The sequence below is a fragment of the Roseibium sediminicola genome (assembly GCF_023156505.1).
In the GTDB taxonomy this organism is placed as follows: Bacteria; Pseudomonadota; Alphaproteobacteria; order Rhizobiales; family Stappiaceae; genus Roseibium; species Roseibium sediminicola.
Map to the genome: position 1 here is coordinate 18062 of NZ_JALNMJ010000013.1, position 25235 is coordinate 43296.

Sequence of the window (25235 nt, forward strand, 5' to 3'; positions counted from 1 at the left end):
CTGGTTGTTAAAACGGTTATCTCGAACGCAGCCGGACATCGGCGCGGTCGCGCAGCCAGTCCCCAAGGATCTGGACAGCGAAAGTCAGGAGCAGGATGGTCATGGCCGGCGCCAGCACGATCCAGGGCGCGGTCGGCAGATAGTCGCGGCCGGTTCCCACCATGGAGCCGAGGGTTGCCGTCGGCGGTTGCACGCCGAGCCCCAGGAAGGACAGGGTCGATTCCCAGATCACGATGTTGGAGAAATTCAGGGTGAACTGAACGACCATCGGCGAGACGACATTGGGCAGGATGTGGCGGAGCGCGATCCTGAGCGGCGCTGCGCCCGCGGCCCGTGCCGCCTCGACAAACGGCATCTGCTTGAGTTTTTTCACCTCGGCCCGCAGGATCCGGGCGAATTGTTCCCACCCGTAAAGGCCGAGCACAAAGACGATCACCTCGATGGTAGAGCCGAAGACGGACAGGATCAGGAGCGCGACCAGGGTCATCGGGATGGCGATCTGCGCGTCCACCAGCCCCATGATGGCATCGTCGGTTCGCCCGCCGGCAATCCCGGAGACGAGACCGAGCGTGCCACCGATCAGGAGCCCGATCACGGCGCCGGCAAGCGCCAGGGCAAAGGTCAGACGCAGACCATAGATGCACCGGGTCAGGATATCGCGGCCAAGTTCATCCGTTCCAAGCAGGTAACCGTCCTTGTAGCGCTCGAAGCCGAGAGGTGGGCGCAGGCGCGAAATCAGGCTCTGGTCGGTCGGATCGAAAGGCGCGATCAGCGGCGCGGCGAGCGTGATCAGCACCAGCCCCAGGCCGACGATGAGCGCGGCGCGCAGGATCCAGTTGCCCTGGCGCCAGACGCTTGCGCCCGGAAACCAGAACCGCGTTGCAGGCGCGCCGACAGCAGCTTCGGACATGGTCAGGTTCCCTTCGCAAGTCTTATGCGCGGGTCGGCATAGGCATAGGCAAGATCGACCAGCGCGTTGATGACGATGACTGCGATAGCAACTGCCAGGACCCCGAATTGCAGGACCGGGTAATCCCGGGTGATCGCAGAGCGCACGAGCAGTTCGCCGATGCCGGGCCATGCAAAGATCGATTCCACAACAACCGATCCGGCCGCCGCCAGACCGGCGATCTGAAGCCCGATGACCGACAGCAGCGTGATCGAGGCATTGCGCAGGCCGTGTTTCAGGATGACAAGCCGTTCAGGCAGGCCCTTGGCACGGGCCGTGCGCATGTAGTCCTGGCCGAGCACATCCAGCATGGCGTTGCGCGTGAAGCGCGTCAGGGCGGCGATGAGCGTGCCCGACATCACCAGGGTCGGCATGATGAAATGCAGCACCGACCCGTCGCCGACCACCGGCAGCCAGTTGAGCCAATAGGCGAGAACCAGGATCAGCAGGATCGCGAGCACAAAATTGGGCACTGCGTAGCCGAGGAAAGCGAGCACCATGATCACGCTGCCGGAGACGCGCGTCCGGTAGATCGCCGCGGCAATTCCCATCGGCACGGAGACCGAAATGGTCAGGGCAAGCGTGCTCAGGAGCAATTTGAGCGATGGCCAGATGCGCTCGGCGACAATATCGGCAACCGGCCTGCGCTCCAGAAAGGACAGCCCGAATTCACCCGAGGCAATGGATGCCAGATAGTGCCAGTATTGGGACCAGACGGAGCCGTCCAGGCCGTAATAGGCGATCAGCAGCCTCCGGTCTTCGTCCGTGATGCCCTGACCGAGCACGAAGTCGACCGGATTGCCCGACAGGCGTGTTGCGAAAAACACCAGGCTGACGATGACAAACAGGGTGACCGCCATCCTGGCGAGTGTGCGCAAGGTGTAGGTCAACATGTCAAAGCCTCCCCAGCGCCTTCCCCGTTCAGCGCTCCCGAGCCGTTCATCGCGGGAATGCGCCTGATTTCGATGAAGTCCAGTTCCAGGGCTGCGGCGGCCGCGCCATCGGTTTCCGGATTGTCGCCGACAAAGACAGCCTCCGTTGTCGCCACGCCCGCGCGCTCAAGAGCTTGCCTCAAGAGACGGGGAGACGGCTTGCCAAAACACTCATGGTCGAGCTCCGGCAGGCAGGCCTTGACCGCTGCCAGCCAAGCACCGGTTTCAGGCACTGGCACGCCCGACGGCCCCGGATGGGTTCTGTCCGCATTGGCCACCAGCAGGCGGGCTCCGCCATGGAGATCGGCGACAGCTTGTTGCAAGTGCTCCAGGTCGAAGGCGGCCATGCGGCCAAGCAGGACATAGTCAGCCCGGCCAGTGCCAAGCCGAAGGCCGCTCTCTTTCGCCCTGGTCACGATCGGCTCATTGGCAAGGCAGCGCAGATGCGCGCCGGGATTGGTTCCGGCCAGATGGTCGACAGCCTGTTCTCCCGCAAGCAGGATATGGCTTTCAGGAACCGGCAGACCAAGAGCATGTAATTGGGCGGCCAGGGTCTTGGCCGTGTCGGAAGAATTGTTGGAGACGATCCAGAGCCGCTCCGCGACCGCATGGACGAAGTCGACCGCTCCCGGGAGGGTAACGCCACCGGCGATCAGGCAGCCATCCAGGTCACACAGGACGGCCCTGTATCGCTGGACCGGCTTGGCATCGAGGCCTGAAAGAACAATCTGCTTTGGCATCGGCATCCACATTGATCGGGGCACGGCAGGCGGTGTTGCAGCGCGTCCGAAATCCGGCCGGGCTGCTGTTCGACACCAAAGTTTCGTTTTGCTGTGACGCCCGCGTTACAGATCTGACTTATGGTTTGAGCAACTCAAACGAGACGTCAGATCCTTCTGCGTTCTTGCCCGGGGTCGGTTGATTGTCTGTCACCTTGTCCAAGATCCGCGCCTTGAACGCGGTCGCCGAAGCCGGGTCCTACGCGGCCGCCGCCCGGTTGCTCAATATCAGCCAGCCAGCGGTCTCACGGCAGGTGCGCGATCTGGAAACGGAATATGCCGTGCGTCTGTTCGACCGGAAAAACGGCCTCTTGCAGCCGACGCCGCTCTGCGTGGAACTTTGCGACATTGCCGAGCGCATGGCGGAAGCAGAACGCAACGCCGAGCGGCTGCTCAGCCGCCACAACACGCTGGTGAATGGCAAACTGACTGTCGGGCTCGGCAATTCCATGCCGGGCATGGCCCTGATCGCCGCTTTTCACAAGCGCTATCCCAGTGTCGAGATCGCCGTCGAAACCGGGTCGTTCGAAAACATCATCAGCGCGGTGATCACACGCGAGGTCGATGTCGGCGTTTTGCCGGACGTGCCCAGGGACGGGCGCTTCAGGAGGGAACTTCTGATGCAGCAAAGCGTCGTTGCCATCATCCATCCCGAGCACCCCTTGAGCGGCACCAGCGCTGTCACTTGTCAGCGCCTGCTAAAGGAACCGCTGATTTTCCGGACCAAGGGATCCTCGACGCAAAGGGTTGTCGACCGGGCTTTCCAGGCCGCGGGCCTGACGCCTACGCCCCTGTTGACCCTGGACACGCGGGACGCCGTTTACGAGGCCGTTGCCAACGGCATGGGCATCGGTTTCATGTGGCGGAACGGAACGGGCAGAACAGATGTTGTCGAACGCGTTGCAGTGACCGACATGCAAAAGGCCATCGAGGAAGTCGCCTTCACGCTCGCAGCGGAGAACAGCCTGCTTGTGGAGGCCTTCTTCACGACCGTGCAGGGGTTTCGAAAGGACACGCTCAACTGACCGGGCGGCGCAGCGCCATGCACCGCGCCTAATCGGGTCAGACTTGTTTCAACTCAGCTCCTGGTGCAGGGCAATTGCTTTCAGAGGCCGGAGTTCCAAGTCTGGGCCGCGCTCCTGTGATCATGCACAGCATCGGGGCGATCTCCGGATGGTGAAACTCGAAGCCGGCCTTCAGGAGTTTCGCCGGCACAACACGCTGGCCGCTGAGCATGGTTTCCCGGCCCATGTCGCCAAGAAGCGCAGAGAGAACCCAGCTTGGAGCCTTCAGGACAGCAGGCCGGTGAAGGGCCTCAGCCAGGGCGCGGGTGAAATCGGCATTGCGGACAGGTTCCGGCGCGGACGCATTGACAGCGCCTTGCAGGCTGTCATCGGCGATTGCGCGCGCGATCACACGAACAAGATCATCCCGCTCGATCCAGGACATCCATTGCCGGCCGTTGCCCAGCTGGCAGCCGCCGCCGAACTCGAACGGGGTCAGCAGGCGCGCCAGCATGCCGCCCTCAACGCCGAAGACCAGACCGATGCGCAGGCAAACCACGCGCACGCCCTCGCCCGCGATTTTCTCGGCGGCCTGTTCCCAGCGCGCGCAGACGTCATGGACAAAGGCGGGCCCAGGAGCAGCGGCTTCCGACAGTTCCTCATCGCCGCGCAGTCCGTACCAGCCGATGGCCGAGCCGTTGATCAGACAGGCGGGTTTGCGTTCAAGACGCTTGATCAGGGCATGCAGGGCCTGTGTTGTTGCGACCCGGCTCTCGATAATGCGCGCGCGTTTCTTCGCCGTCCAGAGACCGCTTGCAACGGGATCACCCGCCAGGTTCACGATCGCGTCGATGCGCTCCGCGTCGTCGATCCGGTCCAGGCTGGTGATCACGCGGACCGGGTGGCTCAGCATGTCGCTCTTGCGTTGATCGCGGGTCAGGACCGTCACGAAGTGCCTCGCGCCGACAAGCGCTTCCACCAGCCGCTGGCCGATGAAACCGGTTCCGCCGGTGACCAGGATATGCCGGCGTGGCGCCAGGCCTGCCACCAGTGCGGCCGGATCGCCCTTAGAAAGCCGGTCGCTGCGCTCGGCCGCCAACAGATCACGGGCGCTGAAGAGACCGACACCGAGCGCGGAGACCGTCGCCAGGACGCTCCACCAGCCATAGTGAACGGGAACCAGCGCGGCCGGCAGGAACGACCAGGTCCAGAGCACCGGCACGAACAGGGCCAGGATCGCGCCGTAGTTCAGTGCCAGCAGCGTGTGATTGATGCGCTCGGTCCAGGGCAACTTGCGGGTCAGGTCCTCTTCGACAAAATCCCAGAGGGTGATCAGCACCTCGGCCGCCAGGATCGCGGCCAGAATGACCGCGAAAATGCCATGGGTCTCCAGCCAGCCGAAGCACAGGAAAATCAGCGCGTAGAAGAAGTTGCGCACACCGTGCAGGCGCAGCTCGGTTTTCTGGGACGGACGCCAGGCCAGGCGCTCGCTGCCTTCATGATGCACCAGCGTGTCGAAGGCACCCATGACGATCTGGAGGCAGATCAGGGTCCAGAGAAGGGGATTATCCATCGGATTGGTCCTCGCTGTCGTGAAAGACCGCGTCCTGGTGAACCAGTTCACCAAAGAAGCGGCTCTTGAGGGAAAGGGAAAACAGAAAGCCCGCCTTGCCGAGATCGCGGTGGACAATGGTCAGCGCTCCGGGGCTGAGCCAGGCCGGTAGCCGCAACCGCCAACTGGCCACTTGCAGAAAGTAATGATCGCTCTCAAAGCTGAGACCATCGGGCCGCGCACTCACTTTCAGGGCAATGCCGACGCCCGAGCCGATATACTCCTCTATGCCGGTCGGCCCGTTGAAACGCTTGGAACTGTGGATGACCTGCGGAAAGCCGGCCGCGCGGCCATATTGGCGCAGCCAGAACTGGCCGTCGCCGGCAATGTCCTCGGTGACGGAGACAACCGCAGGCTGGTGAAGACAGGTCCTGTCATAGGGCAATGGCGCGCCGATCAGCCGGGCCAGCTGGGCAAGCAGGCAGCCGGCCAGGTTCATGTGCATGGCAGTCACCCGGCCCTGGTAGACGACGCTTGCGCCGCCCTTGAGACGCTTGCCGAAACGGCGCCGGACAGAAGCAGGCAAGGACGCCCAGGCCGCCTCTCCCAGCAGATTGCGAAACCGGCGGTCTTTCATCCCCGCCTGCTGCGGGGCAATGCAGTCTTTCAGCATCCCGCACCCTTTCCTGTTAAATCGGCAATTTCTGTATTAAGAGAAATTAGCCTTTAAAAAAATGCGGACCTTGCCGGCCCGCCGATTGCAGTTGACCTCAACCCGCCTTCTTGCCGCCGATCTTGAGCAGGGCCAGAACCTTGTCGCCCATCTTGATCAAGGTGGCGAGCTTGGCTTTGGGAACGCTGAACATCTGGTTCCACCAGCGATCCGCCGTCGACAGAAAATCCTGCATCTCCTTCATCCGTGCCATGGTGACCGGATGCAGGCTCGTCTCGGTCTCCGCCCGGCCGACGCACAGATCGATGGCACGGATGGCCGGGTCTATCTCCCGCTCCTTGCGGCCCTTGGCAATCAGCAGAGCCATTTCCCAGACATCGGTTTCGGCGACAAAATGCTCCCGCCGGTCACCGGCCACCGGCACCCGCTGGATCAGCCGCCAGCCGACAAGCTCTTTCAGCGAATTGGAGACGTTCGAGCGGGCAATACCCAGTTCCTCGGAAATCTGCTCCGCGTTGAGCGGATCCGGGCTGAGATAGAGCAGCGCATGGATCTGCGCCACGGAGCGGTTGACGCCCCACTGCCCGCCCATGTCTCCCCAATAGAGGATGAACTGCTCTTTCGCGGAAGGATCGGCTTTGTTCGTAATTTCTGTCATGACAGAAATATCAGACGGAAAGGAATGAGAGTCAAGAGAGAACAGTTGCCCAGGCGAACAGTTCATTGCCTCGCCTCCAGCTGGAGTGCGAAAATTCCATTGTGCCAATACGTTGTCAGCAGGGAACAACGACGCTCACGCTGGTGCCTCCAGGGCTCGAAGCCGCCCTGCCCGGCTTGACACCTTGTTGCGCGCGCGTCCTTATCTGCTTGAAATGCTGTTTCACGACCCAATCCAATTTTCCGTACGCCGTTTCACCATTCGATGAAGGACACGATTGTGAGAGTTCAGGCGCTCTGGCAATACCCGATCAAATCCCTGCTGGGAGAACCGCAAAAACACCTGAACGTGGACACAAGAGGTGTTGTCGGCGATCGCTTGTTTGCGATCGTCGACGCACAGGGAAAACTCGGTAGCGGCAAGACGACGCGAAGGTTCAAGCGGATCGACGGATTGTTTTCCCTGCGCGCCATGACTGATGGTGAAGCGCTCCGGATCGGTTTTCCGGATGGCCGATGGACCGAAATTTCCAGAGCCACACTCAATGACGAGCTGTCCGGTTTCCTGGGTGAACCCGTCACGATCCAGCAGGAACAAGACGTCCCGCATCACGACGATGCCGCGGTCCACGTGCTGCTCTCGACTGAATTGCAGGCACTTCAGGACGACTTGCCGGAGGTCCGGATCGATCCGCGCAGGTTTCGCGCCAACATCGTCCTCGACTCTCCGAAATACATCACAGCCGACGGGCTGATGGGGCGGACACTGACCCTAGGCAGCACGCGACTGCTTGTGACCCACAAAACCGAGCGCTGCGGGATGGTGACAATGGCGCAAGACGACCTGACCTTCGCTCCGCAGATCCTGCGAAAGATTGCCCAGCAGTTCGATGTCCATTTCGGGGTCTACGCCAAGGTCCTCAGGCCCGGCTCCATTTCCCTTGGAGACGCCGTCGCTGTGTCCTCCGAAGGCGCGGCTCAGTTGCCCATGCGGCACGCGGACATGCCGTTCAAATAGAGGCCTCTCTGGGAGCGTCTGTGCATGCATATCGATCAGGTGAGCATTTCGGAGGTGTTGGCCAGCGACCTGATCCGCGATCAGTTTCCCCAGTTCGAAGGTGAAGAGATCGCGGACCTGCGCAGCGCCGGGACCGTCAACGCGATTTTCCGCATCGGCTCCGCTCACGCCGCCCGTTTCCCTTTGCGGCGGATAGATCCCCCCACCTGTCTCGGCCTGCTGGAGGCGGAAGTGCGCGCACTGAAGGAGCTGGCGACGGCCTGCCCTTTTCCGGTTCCCGGACCAATCGCCATCGGCGAACCGGGTGGCGGCTATCCGATGCCCTGGCTCGTTCAGACCTGGATCGAAGGCACCCCTGCGACACCTTCCGGCTTGAGCACCTCCTCCGTCTTCGCCCGCGACCTCTCGGACCTCGTCGCTTCCCTGCGCAAGGCAGATCTCAATGGGCGGCGTTTCGACGGACAGGGGCGCGGCGGCAAGCTGACCGATCACGACGCCTGGATGGAAACCTGCTTCACAAACAGCGAAGACCTTCTGGACGTTGAGCGCCTGCGCCGGTTGTGGTCGGAATTTCGCGAACTGCCGGCGCCTGGCTTAGAAGTGATGAGCCACAGGGACCTCATCCCCGCGAACCTTCTGGTTCAGGGCGACCGGCTTGTCGGTGTGCTCGATGGCGGTGCATTCGGCCCAGCCGATCCGGCGCTGGATCTGGTCGCCGGATGGCATCTGCTTGACCGCGAGCGCAGGGGGCTCTTTTTCGATGCCCTGGAAGTCGGCTCGCTGGAGCGGAGCCGGAGCGCTGCCTGGGCCTTTGTCCAGGCGATGGGACTGGTCTGGTATTATCAGACGAGCAACCCGACAATGAGTGCACTCGGCCAAAGCACGCTGGCAAGGCTTCTTGAGATCTCCGGAACCTGACGAGTTTTTTCCTCAGTCGAACAGCAGGTGAAAATGCTGCGGATGCGGGGTGCCGCCGGTGTCGATCTGGCCGGCGGCGCCATCCGCCCTGCGCAGGTTCCGCTGTTTGATCAGAGGTTTCAGGATCGCCGGGATCACCGCCTTGTTGATCGCCGCGCCGAAACAGGTGTGCATGCCGTAGCCCCAGATGATGTAATCCTCAAAGGCCCTGTCGGTGCGGAACGAGTTGGGGTCGTCGATCCGGTAGCGGTCGAACATCGCCGACAGGGTGGCGGCAAACACGATCTGTCCCTTGCGGATCCTGGCGGAGCGCAGGGTCGATTTGGCGACCACCGTGTCGTGCAGCGCCCGTCGGTAGATCACCGGATTGTGCGGATTGAAGCGCAGTGCTTCCCAGAGAAACTGCTCGAACTGCGGATCGTCGGTCAAGGCCGCCCGCTGCGCCTTGCGCAGCTGCTCCGGCCGGTTCAACAATTCGTCCAGCGCGAGGCAGCAAGCCTTCGATATGGTCGGAATCGCGCCGATCAAAAGCCCCACCAGATTGTTGCGGATGCCGAGATCGTCCATGCCCGGCGTGCCGCATTTCTGAAGGTCGAGGCAGCGGTTGAGGATCTGCGGCCGGTCATCCGGGTTGGACTTGCGCTCGGTGATCGCTCCATCCAGATAGTCGCGCAGGGCCGCTGCATAGGTCATCGCCTTTGCATCCAGATCCGGATCGGCGGGCAGGTCCTCGAACAGGTACCAGAACAGAACCGTGGTCCAGTCCTGCATGGTAGCCGCCTCGCCGCCGACACCGAAATAGGTGTCGGTCATGTCCCAGGGAATGTGCCGCGACAGCTGCGGCACCAGATCGATCTTGCCGCCCGAGCCGGCAACGATCTCTTCGGCCAGCGCGGCGGCGCGCGGCAGCACGATCTCCGCCACATCCGGTCCTCGTGCAGCCAGCCGCATCGCCGAGGTGTCGCGGGTATAGGGCCAGCCCGGCTGCATGCCGAGGAAAAAATTCTCACCCGCCGTCAGCTTGCGCATCCGCGACCCGTAGACAACCTCGAAATCCTCGTTCCGGTTCAAGACGTCGATGCAGTCGTCGTGGCGTGTGACGACCGCCGTGCCGGTGTTGTCATAGGCCTTCACCAGCACCTTGCCGAAAGACAGGTTCGGCCAGAAAGCCCTGAGCGCGGCGAAGATCCGCTCCTGCGTCGCAGCCGCGGTCAGAAACGGGCCAAGCGCGGCCTTGCCGCCGGATGCGAGAGCCGCGCCGCCCTTGCCGATCAGCCAGCCCAGCGCGATAAGGCCTTCGATCAGCACCATGAGCAGGCGGCCCGCCGCTTTGAAACTTCCGGTCAGCCGTTCAAGCATCGCCTTGTCCTCAGGTTGGATCGACAATGCCCATGGCGATCATGCGCAGCGCGATCATCGAGGGCACGAAGAAATAGTCACCGCCACGGCATTCCACGAAGGTCTTGAGCTTCGTCATCATGTAGGGCGGTTTTCCGCTCTTGGGATTGGACGGGATCATGTGCCGTGTGTGCTCGTCATGGCGGCCGAGCATCGGGCAGGTGTTGTTGCCCTGATGGAAGTCGAGCCCATACTGGACCCATTGCTGCTGGACGAATTCGAATTGCCGGAACAGGTCGACGCACATGATCATCATGATCACACCCTGTTCGGTTTTGTCGTCGCGATGGTCAGACGCCGGCGGTCCGTAGGGCAAACCACGCCGCAAAATGCGCCGGCGCTTGTTCAGGGCGTGCGTGGCTGTCCTGTTTTCCGGCTGCGCTCCAGTCTCCGGATCCACCCCGAAAGCGTTGAGCGGGTCGAGATAGTCCCGTGTGTTCATGCGTCTGACATGTGCGCCGCCCGGGCACTTGAACCCGGCCATGTCATCGGCATAGCGGAAATCCGAGGCGTCCGGCGTGCGGATATAGGCGATGTTCTTGCCCCAGGCCTCCGGGTCCTTGCGGAAGCGGCCATCCTTGTCGAGCCAGCCGCCCTTTTGACCGAAGGCAAGCCAGTCGGCAAAATCCGGCACAACCGCCAGCGGCACTCCGTCCGACCAGCGGCCGCACATCTTGGCGAGGATCGTTTCCCTGGCCTCGAACGCATCCACGTCCATGATATCGGCATAGTGTGCCGCTTCCTCAGCCACCACCTCATCGAAACTGCCGACATTCTGATGCAGCTTGCGATAGGCCATAAACGTGCTGTTCTGCATGAATTCGGGCGGCATCGCGGTCGGTGGCAATTCCTGGCTTTCGCCCGTGTGGCCCAGCACGAATTCGCCCGCTTCCAGCGGTTCCCAGTCGCCCCCCATGCGCTTGCCACGGCCCTTGACCGCCTCCTTTTCCTGTTTCGGAGGGTATTGCCCCTTGAACACCGGATCGCTGATGCCGTCGGTGAACCCGAAATGCTCACGCGGCGTCGGCAGGTGCAGTCCGCCAAAATCGTCGAACACGGCGGAGGCGGCCTGGAATGGATCCTTGCCGCTCTTGCCGTTTTTCTCGATCAATACAATGCCGTCATTGGTCAGGCTTTTAAGCCACTCCGTCCGGGCTTCGAGATCGGGATGCGGCTGCTTCATGCGGGCGAGGAATTCCGGCGTATCGGGGGCTGCATCGCCGGTGTCGGGCTGAGCGTTGAGCGTGACCAGGATATGGACGTCCTCCTTGCCGCCGGAGCCGTCCTTACGGTTGTTCTTCCAGGTGTCGTCCCAGTCCTTGTCCCACTTGGGATCGTCAGCCTCGGTCTTCGCCGGATTGCGGTCCCCCAGCACGGAGGCCCGCGCGCGCATGCCGGAGATAAAGACGTCCGGCATGCCCCGCAGCGTCCGGTCGGGAACTTCCAGCCAGTAAAGCCCCATGAAAGTGAAGGCGATGTTCACCGTGCAGGTGGGCTTGTCCGCCTCTTCGGGCCAGCGCGCCGAGGTGGTCACTTGCCGGCGCACCGCGTCGACAAACGAGCGGCCCGCCTCGGGCTTCCGGATCTGAAAGAAGAAATAGCGGGCAAAGGGGAAGGAAAACCGGCCGTAGGCACGGGTCACATTGCCCTGAATGTCGTGGAGGTTCAGTTGAAAGGTCATGGGGTCAATACCTCAAACACGTGCCTGGGGCTGCGGCGCGGCGCTGGAAATCACGCCGGGCCGCTGCGTCGGCTCAAAGATGTCCGACGGCTTGTGCCGTCCGATAAAATCGCCGAAGGCGGTATGCAGCGCGGCAGCGTCCCGTCCCTGGTTTTCGGCGACAAAATCGGCGAAGGCTTGCTGCAGATAGAGCGCCTTGAGCACGGTCGGCAGGTCGTCATATTTCGCCGGTGGCAGCGGCTTGGCGCCATTGGCGAGCGCAAAGCGCACCGCGAGGACGAAGATGACGAGCGTCAGCACCAGAGCGAGCACCGTGAGCAGCAGCGTGTTGATGCCGAAAAGCGTGCCCATGCCGAAGATGCGGAGCAGCAGCGCGACGACGGCAATCACAGCCGGCACTCCGACCGCGATCCCCAGCGGTATCAGCGGCAGATTGTTGAACTCGGGCAGTTCCAGATAGTAGTCGTGGAATGGCATCGTCGTCTCGACATGGCACCGCTCCAGGTAGGCGCCGAATTTCGCGCCGCTATCGACGCCGCCAAAGTCGCGGCAGCTGTCGAAGATGGCCTTAATCTCTTCTCCCATCGTGTCCCAGAGCGTCTGCGCATAGGCCATCCGGACCTCGCGCTGCTGCTCCGGCGAGAGCGTGGCGGGCAGAGGTTTGCCGTCGGCCGTTACGGCGTCGATATCGGCGGTGAAGACCAGATAAGCCGAATTCAGGTGGTCGACATGTTTGGGAACGATCGTGTCCACGCCCTTGAGGATGGACACCAAAACGTTCTCGCCGTCGCGGCCGTTGTAGACCACGTCGTCCAGCACGAACATGCGCGCGAAATGCGTGCGTGTGTTCCGGGAAAAGGGCGCGGCGTATTCCATTTTTTGCGTGGCGGGGGACTGATGCGCCGGCGGCAGCTTGGCCAGTTCGATGCGCACATTCTGCTTGTAGGAAACGCCGTTTTTCGGACCGCCCGGCTTGATCGGGACAAGAAAGGTCAGGAACAGGTGTCCGCTGTCGAGATCGGCCATGTCACGCCCCCCTTTTGCTGGCGAATTCCGCCTGCGCATCTGCGATATATTTGAGCCGGTTCACGTCGGCGCGCTCTGTATCGAGACTGGCGACAGGTCCGAAGCCGGGGTCGCCGAGATCGGTCTGGATTTTCAGATAGGCCGCCTGGAAGGCCTTGTTGAAGGTCTCCGGCTCGCCTTTCTCATGGGCCGCGACCAGGTCCTTCAGGACGTCATAGACCTTGAGCGCCGACTTGACGTCGCGCTGCGCCGAGCCGGGCGTGGCATTGTAATAATAGTCCGTACCGATCTGGTTGTAGGTGATGTAGTTCTTGAAAGGCGTGATCGGGATCGACAGAGGGTATTTGGTTGCCGAAAACCAGAACAGGTTCAGCCCGTTCGGAATGCCGTCGGAAAAAGCGTCGATATACTGGTCCCAAGTGCCGTTGAAGTTGGAACAGAACAACATGTAGTCGCTTTGCAGCTGTTCCTTTTCCTGCCCCAGATCCGGCCACTGGTCCCGCTTGATGATAACCCAGCGGGCGAAATGGATCAGTGACAGACCGAGCAGGCCCTGCAGTCTTTCGGGCAAGCCGCGCGCGGCCATGAACAGAAGCCGGTTGATCCAGGTGCACCAGGGGTGGCTGGGGGTCACCACGTTCATTGCGTAAGCTTTACCGGCAACGTTCGACATGCTTGACCTCCAGGAACTCCAAAAAAACGTGTGGGCCGGACGCGCGCACGCTGCAGCTGTATCAGACTGCAAAAATTCCCAAGGAGTCAAAGACTAATTTACCCTACGTCATGAGACGGAGAGCCGCCGTCTGTGCGAGGCGGCAGAGAAGCTGCCTATTTTGGGAGTATCAAGGGCGACAACAAACAGGGCCGGCCTCGGTCAGCTGGCAATCAGGAGGCTTTGCGCCAGGCTTCCGAGCGGACGAAATCGATCAACCTGTCGGAGGACATCGGCGGCGCGAACGCATAGCCCTGAAGCGCGTCGCAGCCGAGATCGCGCAGGATCCGGGCATGCTCCATCGTTTCCACACCCTCGGCAACGACCTTGATGCCCAGCGACTGGCCGATTTCGATGATCGAGGCGACCAGGCGCCGCTGGCCTTCGGACTGGATGATCGGCAAGATCAGCTGCCGGTCGATCTTGAGGCGCGACGGCCGCAGATGAATGAGACTGACGATCGAGGCGTAGCCGGTGCCGAAATCGTCAATCTCGATGTCGATCCCTACCTGCCTCAAACGTTCGAAATTGGCGGCTATGACGTCGTTCTTGTCGTCAAGGAAGATCGACTCCAGCAACTCAAAGGACAATGTCCCCGGCTCGAAAGACAGGCCGTCGAGGCTTTCCATCAGGTTGGCGTCGTTGAGGCGGCCCGCCGACACATTGACCGACATTTTGGGGATCTCGATCCCGGCGGCCTTCCAGCGCGTCGACTGCCACAGCGTCTGCTCCAGGATGATCCGGTCGATCAGCGGCACCACATTGAGTTCGTCGGCGGTTTTCAGGAACGCATCCGGAGACAGGATGCCCTCGCTCGGGTGATCCCAGCGAGCCAATGCCTCAACACCGCTGATCTGAAGCGTTCTGGCATCGAACTGGGGCTGGAAGAAGGGCAGGAATTCCTGCCGTTCCAAGCCGCTTAGAATGTCATCGGCGACCTGCTTGTTGCGGATGATCTCCAATTTGAGCGTGTCGGAGAAGAATTCGAACCGGTTGCGGCCGTTGCTCTTTGCGCGGTAGAGCGCCAGGTCCGCGTCGACCAGCAGGTGACGGCCATAGTCGTGTAAGGAGGTGTCCGCCATGGCGATCCCGATGCTGACGCCGATCCGGCACTGGTGGCCGTCATAGGGGATCGGTTGGCGCATCCGCTCGATGACCCGTTCAGCCAGGTGCGCCAGTTGTTCCTCGTCGGTCGGCTCGGTGATGGCAATGACAAATTCGTCGCCGCCGATGCGCGCGACAAAATCCGTCGGCCCGGCCTTTTCCGTGAGGACCGAGGCGGCATAGATCAGCATGCTGTCGCCCGCCGCGTGACCGAGCGTGTCGTTGATATGCTTGAACCGGTCGAGATCGATATGCAGCAGCGCGGTCGGTTTGCGCGGGGCCTGCGCGTCGAGCAGATGCTGGTCGAGGTAGCGCCGGTTCGGCAGGCCCGTCAGACTGTCATGCAGCGAATGGTGCTCCATCAGCGCACGCGCGTCTTCGAGCTCCTTGTTGCGGTCTTCGGCGTTGCGCTTGGCGTTCAACAGCCGGGTCTTCAGCTGGATGTCGCTGGAAACGTCCCAATTGACACCAAGGATGTAGCGCTGACCGCGGGCGTTGGTATGCACGGCGCCGATGGCCCGGATCCAGCGCGTCGAGCCGTCCTGCAAGATGACCCGGAAGTCGGAATGATACATGCCGCCCGCGTCTATCGCGTCCCAGTATTCCTTTTCAGCGCGTTCAAGGTCGTCCGGATGAAGACTGTCGGACCAGACGTCGTATTGGGTCGTGTCGCGATCCGCGGGGATGTCATAAAGCTCTCGCATGCGCCCGTCCCAGGTCAGTTCGCCCGTGTCGAGATTAAGCTCCCAGATGCCGATCTTCGAGGTGTCCAGCGCCAGCTTGAGACGCTGGGAAAGGCCCTCCATCTGGACCTGTCGGCGCTGCAACTCGCGAATATGCACCCGGCGCTGATCATAAAGCTGCCCGGCGATGAAGATCGGCAGAACGACCAGGAGGCCGCCGACCAGGATCAGGGACCGGACCTGCCAGACATTTTCGGGCATATCGGACCAGCCGCCACGCGGGATCGCCGCAATCTGCCAGCGACCGGCTGGCAGGACCACCTCGGACAGGACCGGTTTCTGCGCCAGGATCCGCTCATCCCCGAAAAACACGGTCTTGTCCATGACATTCGCATCCCGGCCGGAAATCGCAATGTCGATCGGCAGGTCCGGGTCGGTGAGACCGCTGTCGGCATAGAGACGCTCGGCATCGACAACGGCCGAAATGAGCCCCCAGAGGTGCCTGTCACCGGCGGCATCCTCATAGAAGACGGGAAACCGCCCAATGAAGCCGATGCCCCCCTGGAGCAGATTGACGGGGCCGGCCAGAAGCATCTCTCCGGAATTCACCGCCCTCATGGCCGCTTCGCGTTGCTGCTCATTTTTGCGGTAATCGAGCCCGATCGCCTTTTCATTGCCTTCCATCGGGTACATCAGGCTGACGACCAGATCCGGCGCACCGGCGATGTTGCGAAGCTGCGAGTGTTTGCCGATCAACGAGCGGGTGATGTCGCCGAATTGCTCCTGATCGATGTCCTTCTGAGTGGCAATCAGGGCAACCATGCCACGGACAAGCTGCAGATTGCTGTTGATGTTGCCTTCCAGCCGGGCCCGGACAAGGCCCAGGTGCTCGCCGACATCCGCGCGTGCGCTTTGGCGGTGCACCGACCGGTTCTGCAGTTCCGCGAATATGCCGGCAACGATTGTCACGGCCAGGGCAATCCCGACAGCAGCGACGCTGATCAGGCTCGGCCGCGACAACACGTGGCTGGCATCTATTCGGGAAAAGAACGTCTTCGACATTGAACCTTATCTGTCGGGAGGTCTCCGATTGAGTCTGATTATGACCTCCGAGTCTTGGAATTCATTTCAGAATATCGTTAAAATCAAAACAAATGCCGAAGGGGAAGTTTACTACCCCTACGAAAGGCAGCCCGATCCCGCTGCCGTCATCTCAGCAACACCACGCCGATCACCGCCGCCACGATCAGCACGCAGCCGAAAATCTCCGACCTGACAATCACCTCCTTGAACACCAGCCACGAGGCCAGGAAGGTGAAGACCAGCTCGATCTGGGCGAGTGCGCGCACATAAGCGACATTCTGCAGGGTCATGGCGGTGAACCAGCCAATGGAGCCGGCAACGCCGGATGCGCCGACCCAGACGGCGGCGCGCCAGGCACTGAGGCTGGCACGCAGCTGGTCCGGCTCGCGCAAGGCCATCCAGGCGGCCATCACCAGGGTCTGGAACAGGGTTGCGAAGACCAGGGCATAGGCAGCCTGCATGGCGACAACCGTGCCCTCCAGCGACAGGGACGCGGTTCTGTAGGCAACCGCGGACGCACCGAACAGGGCCGCGGAGGCCAGGCCGATCAGCGCCGGACGGCCAACCAGATTGCCGCGAATGGCGGAGACGGTCAGCGGCACCCGCGCCAACGAGATCACGATCACGCCGGTGATGCCGATCAGGATGCACAGGCCTGCGGTCAGGCTGATGCGTTCGCCCAGGACCACAAAGCCGAACAGGGCCGCCTGGATTGGCTCGGTCTTCGAATAGGCGGTTCCGACGGCGAAATTGCGGAAGGAAAACAGGTGGATCAGCAGGAAGGTCGCCAGGATCTGCGCCAGACCGCCGAGGGCACCGGCGACCAGCAGCGTCAAAGTCGGCTCCGGCAGGGCATAGCCGAAGACCTGGTTCAGAACCACCAGGTAAAGTATGGCAAAGGGCACACCATAGCCGAACCGCACAAAGGTCGCCCCGGTGGTGCCGAGCCGTCCCTTGAGGTGCTTCTGCAAGGCCGTGCGAAGGTTCTGGCAGAACGCCGCGGCGATGGTGATTGGTATCCAGAGTTCCACCGAAACCTCTTTCCTTTATTGATCTGGCTTCATGCTTCCATATTTCAACCAAGCATAAAACTGCCGAAACCTCTTTCGATTGTTTATCTATTCTCATCTCTCGCCATTTTTCATGCCGGGAAGCATGCCGCAAAGAGAGCACGGCCATGACGGCTATGGAACATCTGCCGGGCCTGCCAAGCTTGACAGGGCGGCACCGGGCGGCTTAGGTCCGCGCCAGATTTGTTAACGCCCGGAGACCCCCTATCAGATGACCGAAGATCTCACTGCCCTGTCCAAGACAATCGATGCGGCTTTTGAAGACCGCGCCGCCATCGACACCAGCACCACCGGCGAAGTCCGTGATGCGGTTGAAACGACCTTGAACCTCCTGGACCGGGGTGAGCTGCGCGTTGCCGAGAAGAAAGACGGCGACTGGGTTGTCAATCAATGGGCCAAGAAGGCCGTGCTCCTGTCCTTCCGCCTCAACGCGATGGATGTGATCAAGGGCGGGCCCGGCGACGCCGTCTGGTGGGACAAGGTGCCGTCCAAGTTCGATGGCTGGGGCAGCAACAATTTCGAGGACGCCGGTTTTCGCGCCGTGCCGAACTGCACCGTGCGCCGCTCCGCCTTTATCGGCAAGGGCGTGGTGCTGATGCCGTCCTTCGTCAATCTCGGCGCCTATGTCGATGAAGGCACCATGGTCGACACCTGGGCGACCGTCGGCTCCTGCGCCCAGATCGGCAAGAACGTGCACCTCTCGGGCGGCGTCGGCATCGGCGGCGTTCTGGAGCCGCTCCAGGCCGGGCCGGTGATCATCGAGGACAATTGCTTCATCGGTGCCCGTTCCGAGGTGGTCGAGGGCTGCATCGTGCGCGAGGGCTCGGTGCTCGGCATGGGCGTCTTCATCGGCCAGTCGACCCGGATCGTCAACCGCATGACCGGCGAGATCAGCTATGGCGAAGTGCCGCCCTATTCCGTGGTCGTCGCCGGCTCCATGCCGACCGCGTCCAAGATGGGCAACGGCGAACCTGCCCCGAACCTTTACTGCGCGGTGATCGTGAAAACAGTCGACGAGCGGACCCGCTCCAAGACCGGCATCAACGAATTGCTGCGCGATTGACGCAGCGCTTCGCTTTGACAGAGTTGCGACCCCGCCCCTTACCGGGCGGGGTTTTTGCTGTCGGGACCTAGGTCTGCACCTCCCTGCCAACGTCCTCCTGACGGTCCTCCTCAGGATGACGCCGGAGAATGAGCAATTCCCTGGTCAGGCGCCCCACATCAGGCCGACGATCTGGGAAATCAGAAGGGTCAGCACCACGTCCAGAACAACCACGCCGATGGCGAGGCTGACGCTTGCCTGCAGAGCGATCCGGGCGACAAGGTAGCGGTACCAGATCACGACCACCAGGCAGGTCAGCGACAAAAGCACCGTGATGCCCGTGCTGATGAGACCAAGCAAAAACAGAAGATAGGTCACCATATAGGGGATCGACACCAGCAGGCTGGACCAGTTGCGCACAACGATGAACGGCACATAACGGTGCGAGATGCCGATCGGAACCGCGACCAGCGCCAGGAGCAGAGGCAAGGCCAGCCAGTCTATGCCGAAACCGGCCAGTTGCGCGAACCAGAAGGCGCTATCGGGAAAGGCATCCGGGTGATAGAGGTTTTCCGCGAAATAGAACTGCTTTTCGGCAAGACCGCTGACCAGCAACAACGGCACGAGCAGCCCGATTACCAGGAACGATCGCCAGAAGCCCTGGATCGACTGATCGAAAAACGCCATGCCTTCCGGCCGGTTGCGCAGCAGCAGCCAGGACCCGTCGAGAGCCGCGCGAATTTCGCCCAAACTGATCAAATGTTGTTTGCTCCAGAAAAATAGCTGTCCAGGAACCGTCCATAGATTGCCTTGAGTCGGTCGATATCGGCAACGGCCACGCATTCATCGACCTTGTGCATGGTCTGGCCAACCAGACCGAACTCCACGACCGGGCAGAAATTCTTGATGAAGCGCGCATCGGACGTGCCGCCGCCGGTGGAGAGTTCAGGCGTGCGGCCCGTCTCCGCCGCGACCGCGTCGCTGAGCGCCTTGATGAGCGTCTCGTCCCGGGTCAGGAAGGATTCGCTGGCATCCCGCTTGAATTCCAGATCGAGCGAGAGGTTGCCGAGATCGACCGCTTCCAATGTCTCGGTGATCTTTGCCTTGAGGCTCGCCAGCGTCCATTCGTCGTTGTAGCGGATGTTGAACCGGGCTTCGCATCGGGCCGGAATGACGTTGAAGGCCGGGTTGCCGGTATCGACCGAGACGATTTCCAGATTGGACGGCTGGAACCGCTCGTTGCCGTCGTCCAATGTCAAGGCATCCAGCGCTGCGAGCAGGCGCACCAGTCCAGGGATCGGATTGTCTGCGAGATGCGGATAGGCGGCGTGGCCCTGGACACCCTGGACCGTGATCGTGCCCGACAGCGACCCCCGACGGCCGACCTTGATCGCATCGCCGAGCCTTTCCGGATTGGTCGGTTCGCCGACGATACAGGCATCGAAGCGATGACCCTGGTCTTTTGCCCAGTCGAGCAGCTTGACGGTGCCGTTGACGGCAGGGCCTTCCTCATCGCCGGTGATCAGGAACGAGATTGTGCCACCGAAATCCGCTCCCTTGTCCGCGACATAGTCGAGGGCCGCGGCGGCAAAGGCGGCAACGCCGCCCTTCATGTCCGCCGCGCCGCGCCCATAGAGCATCCCGCCGTCGATCACGCCTTCAAAGGGGCCGTGGTTCCAGTCGTTCTCGTCTCCGGCCGGCACCACGTCCGTGTGCCCGGCAAAGACAAAATGCGGCGCGCCGGAGCCGATGGTCGCGAACAGGTTTTCAACGTCCGGCGTGTCCTCATCCTGAAAGGTCACCCGGGACACGCTGAAGCCTGCGGAGCCGAGCAAAGCCTCGAGGCTCGCAAGGGCCCCGCCTTCCGCCGGCGTGACCGACGGGCAACGGATCAGGTCCTGGGCGATGGTAACGGCGGATGCGGACATGAAGGACGTCTCTTGCTTTAGGATGGAAGGCAGGCGGCAAAGCTTCAGCGCTTGCGCCAGTAACTGTTCGGCATCGGGCCATGGCGGTTGGCGTCGGCCTGGCTCGGAATGATCCCCAGAACAATCAGCATGATCAGGTTGAGGAATGGAACAAAGATCAGCAAAGCCAGAAATCCGCTCTGGCCGATGTCCTGCAGCCGCTTGATCACGAGCGCCAGCTCAAACCATTGCAGCACGAAGAACAGCACCGGAAACAGCGGATTGGTGGCGATATATTCGCCCGCCATCAGGGATTCAGGCGTCGGCGTATCGGCTGCGGACAGCCACCAGATCCGGATTGCGATGCCGAAGACCAGCCAAATGACGAGGAAACATAACCAATAAGGCTCGCGGCTGATGCGGCCGATCGGACTGAACAGGGCCCAGACGGGACCCGGGGCGACATTCGCGTTTTGTGGGGGGGTGCTCATGAATCCCGCTCTTGGTTGTGTTTCCCGCATGGAGGTAGACGCATAAGCGGACCGGATCAAGCTCTGTCATGCGCAAGACATTGCGGCCCTTTACCGGCGCGCCGCACTGCACCTGCTCCGCGGCGGCATGACGCCCGGGAATTTTTATGGATTTTGCACGACCCGCGTGTCTATCCTAGCGGCAAAGGTTTAACACCGACGTGGGGGCTCGTTGATGACCGGTGCCTGGAAGACAAGACTAACCGCCTGTGCATTCACTCTTTTCCTGGCGGTGTCGCTGGCCATTCCCACGGGCGCGCGCGCCCAGGACAAGGCTACGCAGCTCCCGCCAGAATTGCAGCCTCAGGCAATGGAAAAACTGGTCTCCGATCTCGATCCGGAACAGGTCAAGGCCCTTGCCGATCTGATGACCTTGCTGCAGCAGGGTGCCGCGGCGAAGGACGGCGCCGGCGCGCCGGTTGTCGAGCAGCCCGGGCTGCTGGACCAGGTACAGGCCGGATTGAACCGATTCGGAGCCATGGTCGCGGGGAATTTTCTTGCCTTGCCGGCACTCTTCTCCGGCCTTTTTGCCAGTATCGGGGCATTGTTTTCCGGCAGCGTCGCCGGGCCCGTGCATATTCTGTTCGGCGCCGTGGCATTGATCCTTGCCGCCGGCCTTGCCGCGGAATACGCCGTCAACCGCCTGTTTGCGTCCCGGCGCGACATCATTCAGGGCAAGACCCCCGACAGCCTGTTCGAGACCGTCAAGCTGGTCTCCGCCCGTGCGGGCCTCGATCTCGGCGGCCTGGTCGTCTTTGCCATTGTCGCCTTTGCGGTCGGCAAGATCGCCATTCTCGATCCCGTAACCCGTACCTTCGCATTCCAGGCGGTCTATTGGATCGCGTTTCTGCCCAGGCTCGTGGCGGCACTGCTCCGGTTCGCTCTGGCGCCGCACCGGCGCGACCTGCGGCTGGTCACGGCCGACGATGCCACCGCGAAATCGCTCTACCGCAATTTCACGGGTCTGTTCGCCTTTATCGGGGTTGTGTTCTTCCTGCGCAACGTCATGATCGAGGCAGGCAGAGCCGATATTGCCGAAACCTACCGTTTCTTTATCGGCTTTGCCGTCAACGCCTGGATCATCGCGGTGATCTGGAAGGCACGCCACGGGCTGACCAGTATCATTCTGGGCGACGAGGACGATCCGACCTCGGGCCTGGAACGCATGGCCCGGTTCTGGCCCTATTTCTCCATGGCCTTCATCGCCTTCAACTGGCTCCTGGTGCAGGTCACCGTCAGCATGGGCATTGAGGCATTGACGGCCGGGCGTTCGCTCGGCGTCATCGCCTTGGTGGTGTTCGCCCCCTTCCTCGACACGATGGTGCGCGGCATCGTCTCGCATATCGTGCCGCCGATGCAGGGCGAAGGCCCGGTCGCGGAAGCCGCCCATATGCAGACACGGCACAGTTATGTCCGCATTGCCCGGGTCACGCTGCTCGCCTTCCTGATCCTGGCCGTCGGCCGCATCTACGGCCTCAACCTGCTGGCACTCGGCGCGGATGACGGGTCCGCGGTGGCGCGCCACACCGTGATCTTCCTGCTGATCCTGGCGTCCGGCTATCTTGCCTGGGAAATCGTCAATCTGTGGGTCGCCCACCAGCTTGCCAAGGATTCCCCACCGACGGTGGCCGAGGACGACGACGCGGAAATGGGCGGCGCAGGCAAGTCGCGCATGGCGACGATCCTGCCGCTGATCCGGGTGGTGGCGCAGATCACCATCCTAGTATTGACCGCCCTCCTCGCCCTAAGCCAGCTCGGTGTCAACATCACGCCGCTGCTTGCCGGCGCCGGTGTTGTCGGCCTGGCGGTCGGCTTCGGCGCGCAGACGCTGGTGCGCGACGTGGTCTCCGGCATCTTCTTCCTGATGGACGATGCCTTCCGTCTGGGCGAATTCATCGATACCGGCGGCACGCAGGGCTCGATCGAAAAGATCTCGATCCGCTCGCTGCAATTGCGCGGCACCCGCGGCGCCGTTCATATCGTGCCCTATGGCGAGATTCCCAAACTCACCAATCTCAGCCGGGACTGGGTGATCATGAAGCTTCCCTTCACCGTGCCCTTCGATACCGATGTCGAGAAAGTGCGCAAGCTCTTCAAGAAGATCGGCCAGGACATCATGGAGATGGACGAATACAAGGACGATATCCTGGCGCCCTTCAAGGGACAGGGTGTAGCGAATGTCGACGATGTCGGCATCGTGGTGCGCGGCAAGTTCACCACCAAGCCCGGCAAGCAGTTCGGCGTGCGCAAGGAAATCTACAAGCGCGTTCAGAAGGCCTTCGAGGAAAACGGCATCCAGTTTGCCCGCAAGGAAGTGCGGGTCAACATTCCTGAAAGCGCCAATCTGGACGACAAGCAGAAGGAAGCCGTCACTGCGGCAGCCGCCGCGGCGACGGCCGCGGAAACCAAGCCGGCGGCGGAATAGGGTTTTTGCGCGAGTTTTGCCCATCCCACATGTAAGCCCTTCTCCCGATTGAGCGCAGGTCCCTTCCGTGCCTAAGATTGCCGGTCTGCGGGAGGCAGACGGGCTTTTGAGAGGAAGCTGCACAATGAGTGACAACATTTCGACCCCGGACGGCACAGGAGCTCCGGCGAATGGCGGGCTGAAGCCCATGCCCAAGGTGCGTCCGATCACCGTCAACGATGTCATCGACGCGCTGGCCGCCGGCCTCGCCGATTTCCGGAAAGCGCCCGTCTTCGGCCTGGCGGTCGGCGCGGTCTTTGCCGCTGGCGGGCTGTTCGTGGTCCTGAGCGCCGCCGCGCTCAACATGAGTTACCTCTCCTATCCGGCCGCCGCCGGTTTCGTGCTGATCGGCCCCTTCGCCGCCGTCGGCCTCTACGAGGTCAGCCGCCGGGTGCAGACCGGCGAGGACCTCTCATGGTCGGCCATCTTCGGCACCATGTGGGCCCAGAAAGGCCGGGAGCTCTCCTGGATGGCGTTTGTGGTGCTGTTCATCCAGATCATGTGGATGTACCAGGTCCGCCTGCTGCTGGCGCTGTTTCTGGGCTTCAGGTCCTTCGCTTCCTTCGAGGAATTCCTGACCGAAGTGATCTCGACACCGGAGGGACTGATGTTCCTGGCCGTCGGTCATGTGGTCGGCGCGATCCTGTCGCTGATCCTGTTCTCGCTGACCGTGATCTCCTTCCCGCTGCTGCTGGAAGAAGACCGTGATTTCATCACCGCCATGATCACCAGCGTGCGCGCGGTCGCCACCTCGCCTGTGCCGATGATCGGCTGGGCCTTCGTCGTCACCGCTGTCCTGATCGTCTCCATGGCGCCGGCGTTTCTCGGCCTCATCATCACCCTGCCGATCCTTGGCCACACGACCTGGCACCTTTACAAGAAATGCGTGGAGATTCCGAAGGAGAGCTGAGACCAGCGTGAGCCAATTCCCTTTCCGTCGTCATCCCGGATGCGGCAAAACGAAGATCCGGGATCGGCGAGTCTGGGCGTTCGTTTTCCGTGAAGTGGCAGGTCTCGAGGCCTGTGCCTCCCCGGCTCCGGCCTCGGCTCGCGCTGCGCTTGGCTCGGATGAAGCAGAAGAAACAGCTGGGATTGCTTAAGCTGATGCCAGGTCATCCTCAGCCTTTTCGGCAGCAACCGGCGCAACCAGGTCATTGCGCCGATATGGTTTTATAAACATTCCCCGGCTAAGCTCTTCAACTGATCGATCATTTGAGTAACCCGGTCCATGAGACGCGCCTGTCTGACAATTGCACACATCTGCATCGGCTTGATGTGTGCCGCCACAAGCCGTGCCGATGACCGAATACCGCTCAAGATCGCCGCCATCGACTGGTGCCCGCAAATCTGCCCGGGCAAGACCGACCCCGGTTACATCATCGACATTGTCGAGGAGCTCTTCCGCTCGAGCCCTTATGAACCGGAAATCAGCATTTACCCCTGGTCGCGCGCCATCCAGTATGTCCGCAGTGGACGGGCGCATGCGCTGTTGTCACCGGCAAAGCCCGAGGCACCGGATCTGGTCTATCCCGAAGAAGAAGTTGGCGTTCAAAGCATGTGTTTCTTCGTGCTGAAGGACAGCACATGGAACTACGATGGCGTGAAGTCCCTCGAGGGACACCTGACCGGGCTGGCTTCCGATACCTCAATTCAGGAACTGAACGCCTTCATACAGGAAAGACGCGACCTGTTTTTCGTCCAGCCCTACAGCGATGCGTATATTCAAGACAGCATCAACATGCTCTACGCCAACCGCGTGAACAGCTTCCTGTTCACCTACAACACCACCTTGCACAACATGCGCTCTATGGGGGTCTCAGATGAAGTGCGCTCCGCAGGCTGCGTGTCCAACGCCAGTGTCTATATGGCCTTTTCTCCCGCCCCAGGGCTTGCTGCGGAGGTTCAGGAAATGACGGCCTATTTCGACAGGAAAATGGCGCAATTCAAGGCGGACGGCGGCGTCGCCAGGATCATGAAACACTACGAGCTGTCGGACTGGAGCGTTGCCGAAGATCCGGCGGAACATCACACGGATTGAACCGGCAAGAGGGGG

The 25235-nt window shown here is 61.7% G+C and carries 22 protein-coding genes; 7 read left to right on the plus strand and 15 right to left on the minus strand.

Features of this window, described 5'->3' with window-relative positions; translation table 11 throughout:
• Window positions 1-16: 16 nt before the first annotated feature.
• The 3 genes from M0H32_RS17805 to M0H32_RS17815 are packed head-to-tail and all read right to left on the minus strand — an operon-like array spanning window position 17 to window position 2621.
• On the minus strand, window positions 17-910 hold the full coding sequence (locus M0H32_RS17805) for an ABC transporter permease (RefSeq protein ID WP_248156392.1): 894 nt from the start codon (window positions 908-910) through the stop codon (window positions 17-19).
• Between the two features lie 2 nt (window positions 911-912).
• Window positions 913-1842: an ABC transporter permease gene (locus M0H32_RS17810; RefSeq protein WP_248156393.1), complete on the minus strand. Its 930-nt coding sequence runs from the start codon at window positions 1840-1842 to the stop codon at window positions 913-915.
• A complete protein-coding gene (locus tag M0H32_RS17815) occupies window positions 1836-2621 on the minus strand; it encodes an HAD-IIA family hydrolase (protein ID WP_248156394.1) in 786 nt (261 codons plus the stop codon). Before M0H32_RS17815 ends, M0H32_RS17810 begins: the two co-directional genes overlap by 7 nt.
• A gap of 182 nt (window positions 2622-2803) precedes the next feature.
• Here M0H32_RS17815 and M0H32_RS17820 point away from each other — a divergent pair, with 182 nt between their 5' ends.
• Complete coding sequence (locus tag M0H32_RS17820) at window positions 2804-3685, plus strand: LysR family transcriptional regulator (RefSeq protein ID WP_248156395.1); 882 nt, start codon at window positions 2804-2806, stop codon at window positions 3683-3685.
• A gap of 37 nt (window positions 3686-3722) precedes the next feature.
• Here the strand turns inward: M0H32_RS17820 and M0H32_RS17825 are convergent, their stop codons facing one another.
• The 3 genes from M0H32_RS17825 to M0H32_RS17835 all read right to left on the minus strand — a co-directional run bounded on the left by M0H32_RS17825 (window position 3723) and on the right by M0H32_RS17835 (window position 6547).
• The gene (locus tag M0H32_RS17825; RefSeq protein ID WP_248156396.1) at window positions 3723-5237 is read right to left on the minus strand and encodes a TIGR01777 family oxidoreductase; all 1515 of its coding nucleotides are present in this window, start codon (window positions 5235-5237) and stop codon (window positions 3723-3725) included.
• Window positions 5230-5889 carry a DUF4166 domain-containing protein gene (locus M0H32_RS17830; protein WP_248156398.1) on the minus strand — a complete coding sequence of 220 codons (660 nt, stop codon included), beginning with the start codon at window positions 5887-5889 and terminating at the stop codon, window positions 5230-5232. Before M0H32_RS17830 ends, M0H32_RS17825 begins: the two co-directional genes overlap by 8 nt.
• A gap of 97 nt (window positions 5890-5986) precedes the next feature.
• Entirely contained in the window at window positions 5987-6547 is a 561-nt protein-coding gene (locus M0H32_RS17835; protein ID WP_248156399.1) for a GbsR/MarR family transcriptional regulator, read from the minus strand.
• A gap of 279 nt (window positions 6548-6826) precedes the next feature.
• On the opposite strand from M0H32_RS17835, the gene M0H32_RS17840 reads away from it, so the two are divergent.
• Both M0H32_RS17840 and M0H32_RS17845 read left to right on the plus strand, forming a co-directional pair.
• Window positions 6827-7564 carry an MOSC domain-containing protein gene (locus M0H32_RS17840; RefSeq protein WP_248156400.1) on the plus strand — a complete coding sequence of 246 codons (738 nt, stop codon included), beginning with the start codon at window positions 6827-6829 and terminating at the stop codon, window positions 7562-7564.
• Window positions 7565-7588: 24 nt separating this feature from the next.
• On the plus strand, window positions 7589-8482 hold the full coding sequence (locus tag M0H32_RS17845) for an aminoglycoside phosphotransferase family protein (protein ID WP_248156401.1): 894 nt from the start codon (window positions 7589-7591) through the stop codon (window positions 8480-8482).
• A 12-nt stretch (window positions 8483-8494) separates the two neighbouring features.
• On the opposite strand, the gene M0H32_RS17850 is transcribed toward M0H32_RS17845, so the two are convergent.
• The 6 genes from M0H32_RS17850 to M0H32_RS17875 form a co-directional block, all read right to left on the minus strand.
• Complete coding sequence (locus M0H32_RS17850) at window positions 8495-9841, minus strand: cytochrome P450 (protein ID WP_248156402.1); 1347 nt, start codon at window positions 9839-9841, stop codon at window positions 8495-8497.
• A gap of 10 nt (window positions 9842-9851) precedes the next feature.
• On the minus strand, window positions 9852-11561 hold the full coding sequence (locus tag M0H32_RS17855; protein ID WP_248156403.1) for a Dyp-type peroxidase: 1710 nt from the start codon (window positions 11559-11561) through the stop codon (window positions 9852-9854).
• Between the two features lie 12 nt (window positions 11562-11573).
• Window positions 11574-12587 (minus strand): hypothetical protein, encoded by a 1014-nt coding sequence (locus M0H32_RS17860; RefSeq protein WP_248156404.1) that lies wholly within the window; start codon window positions 12585-12587, stop codon window positions 11574-11576.
• 1 nt (window position 12588) lies between these two features.
• Entirely contained in the window at window positions 12589-13260 is a 672-nt protein-coding gene (locus tag M0H32_RS17865) for a hypothetical protein (RefSeq protein ID WP_248156406.1), read from the minus strand.
• A 212-nt stretch (window positions 13261-13472) separates the two neighbouring features.
• Window positions 13473-16148, minus strand: coding sequence for a bifunctional diguanylate cyclase/phosphodiesterase (locus tag M0H32_RS17870; protein ID WP_248156408.1), 2676 nt, complete (start codon window positions 16146-16148; stop codon window positions 13473-13475).
• Window positions 16149-16294: 146 nt separating this feature from the next.
• The gene (locus M0H32_RS17875) at window positions 16295-17200 is read right to left on the minus strand and encodes an EamA family transporter (RefSeq protein WP_248156410.1); all 906 of its coding nucleotides are present in this window, start codon (window positions 17198-17200) and stop codon (window positions 16295-16297) included.
• Between the two features lie 250 nt (window positions 17201-17450).
• Here M0H32_RS17875 and dapD point away from each other — a divergent pair, with 250 nt between their 5' ends.
• Window positions 17451-18302 (plus strand): 2,3,4,5-tetrahydropyridine-2,6-dicarboxylate N-succinyltransferase, encoded by an 852-nt coding sequence (dapD, locus tag M0H32_RS17880; RefSeq protein WP_248156412.1) that lies wholly within the window; start codon window positions 17451-17453, stop codon window positions 18300-18302.
• Between the two features lie 144 nt (window positions 18303-18446).
• Here the strand turns inward: dapD and M0H32_RS17885 are convergent, their stop codons facing one another.
• Genes M0H32_RS17885 through M0H32_RS17895 form a run of 3 tightly spaced genes read right to left on the minus strand, consistent with a single transcriptional unit; the run spans window position 18447 to window position 20679 of the window.
• Window positions 18447-19040 (minus strand): hypothetical protein, encoded by a 594-nt coding sequence (locus tag M0H32_RS17885; RefSeq protein ID WP_248156414.1) that lies wholly within the window; start codon window positions 19038-19040, stop codon window positions 18447-18449.
• Entirely contained in the window at window positions 19037-20209 is a 1173-nt protein-coding gene (gene dapE, locus M0H32_RS17890; protein ID WP_248156416.1) for a succinyl-diaminopimelate desuccinylase, read from the minus strand. Before dapE ends, M0H32_RS17885 begins: the two co-directional genes overlap by 4 nt.
• 44 nt (window positions 20210-20253) lie before the next feature.
• Window positions 20254-20679 (minus strand): DUF805 domain-containing protein, encoded by a 426-nt coding sequence (locus M0H32_RS17895; RefSeq protein ID WP_248156418.1) that lies wholly within the window; start codon window positions 20677-20679, stop codon window positions 20254-20256.
• A gap of 214 nt (window positions 20680-20893) precedes the next feature.
• On the opposite strand from M0H32_RS17895, the gene M0H32_RS17900 reads away from it, so the two are divergent.
• The 3 genes from M0H32_RS17900 to M0H32_RS17910 all read left to right on the plus strand — a co-directional run bounded on the left by M0H32_RS17900 (window position 20894) and on the right by M0H32_RS17910 (window position 25220).
• Window positions 20894-23143, plus strand: a complete 2250-nt coding sequence (locus tag M0H32_RS17900; RefSeq protein ID WP_248156419.1) for a mechanosensitive ion channel family protein — start codon at window positions 20894-20896, stop codon at window positions 23141-23143.
• A gap of 124 nt (window positions 23144-23267) precedes the next feature.
• The gene (locus tag M0H32_RS17905; protein WP_248156420.1) at window positions 23268-24092 is read left to right on the plus strand and encodes a DUF2189 domain-containing protein; all 825 of its coding nucleotides are present in this window, start codon (window positions 23268-23270) and stop codon (window positions 24090-24092) included.
• 363 nt (window positions 24093-24455) lie between these two features.
• Entirely contained in the window at window positions 24456-25220 is a 765-nt protein-coding gene (locus tag M0H32_RS17910) for a substrate-binding periplasmic protein (RefSeq protein ID WP_248156421.1), read from the plus strand.
• Window positions 25221-25235 lie beyond the last annotated feature (15 nt).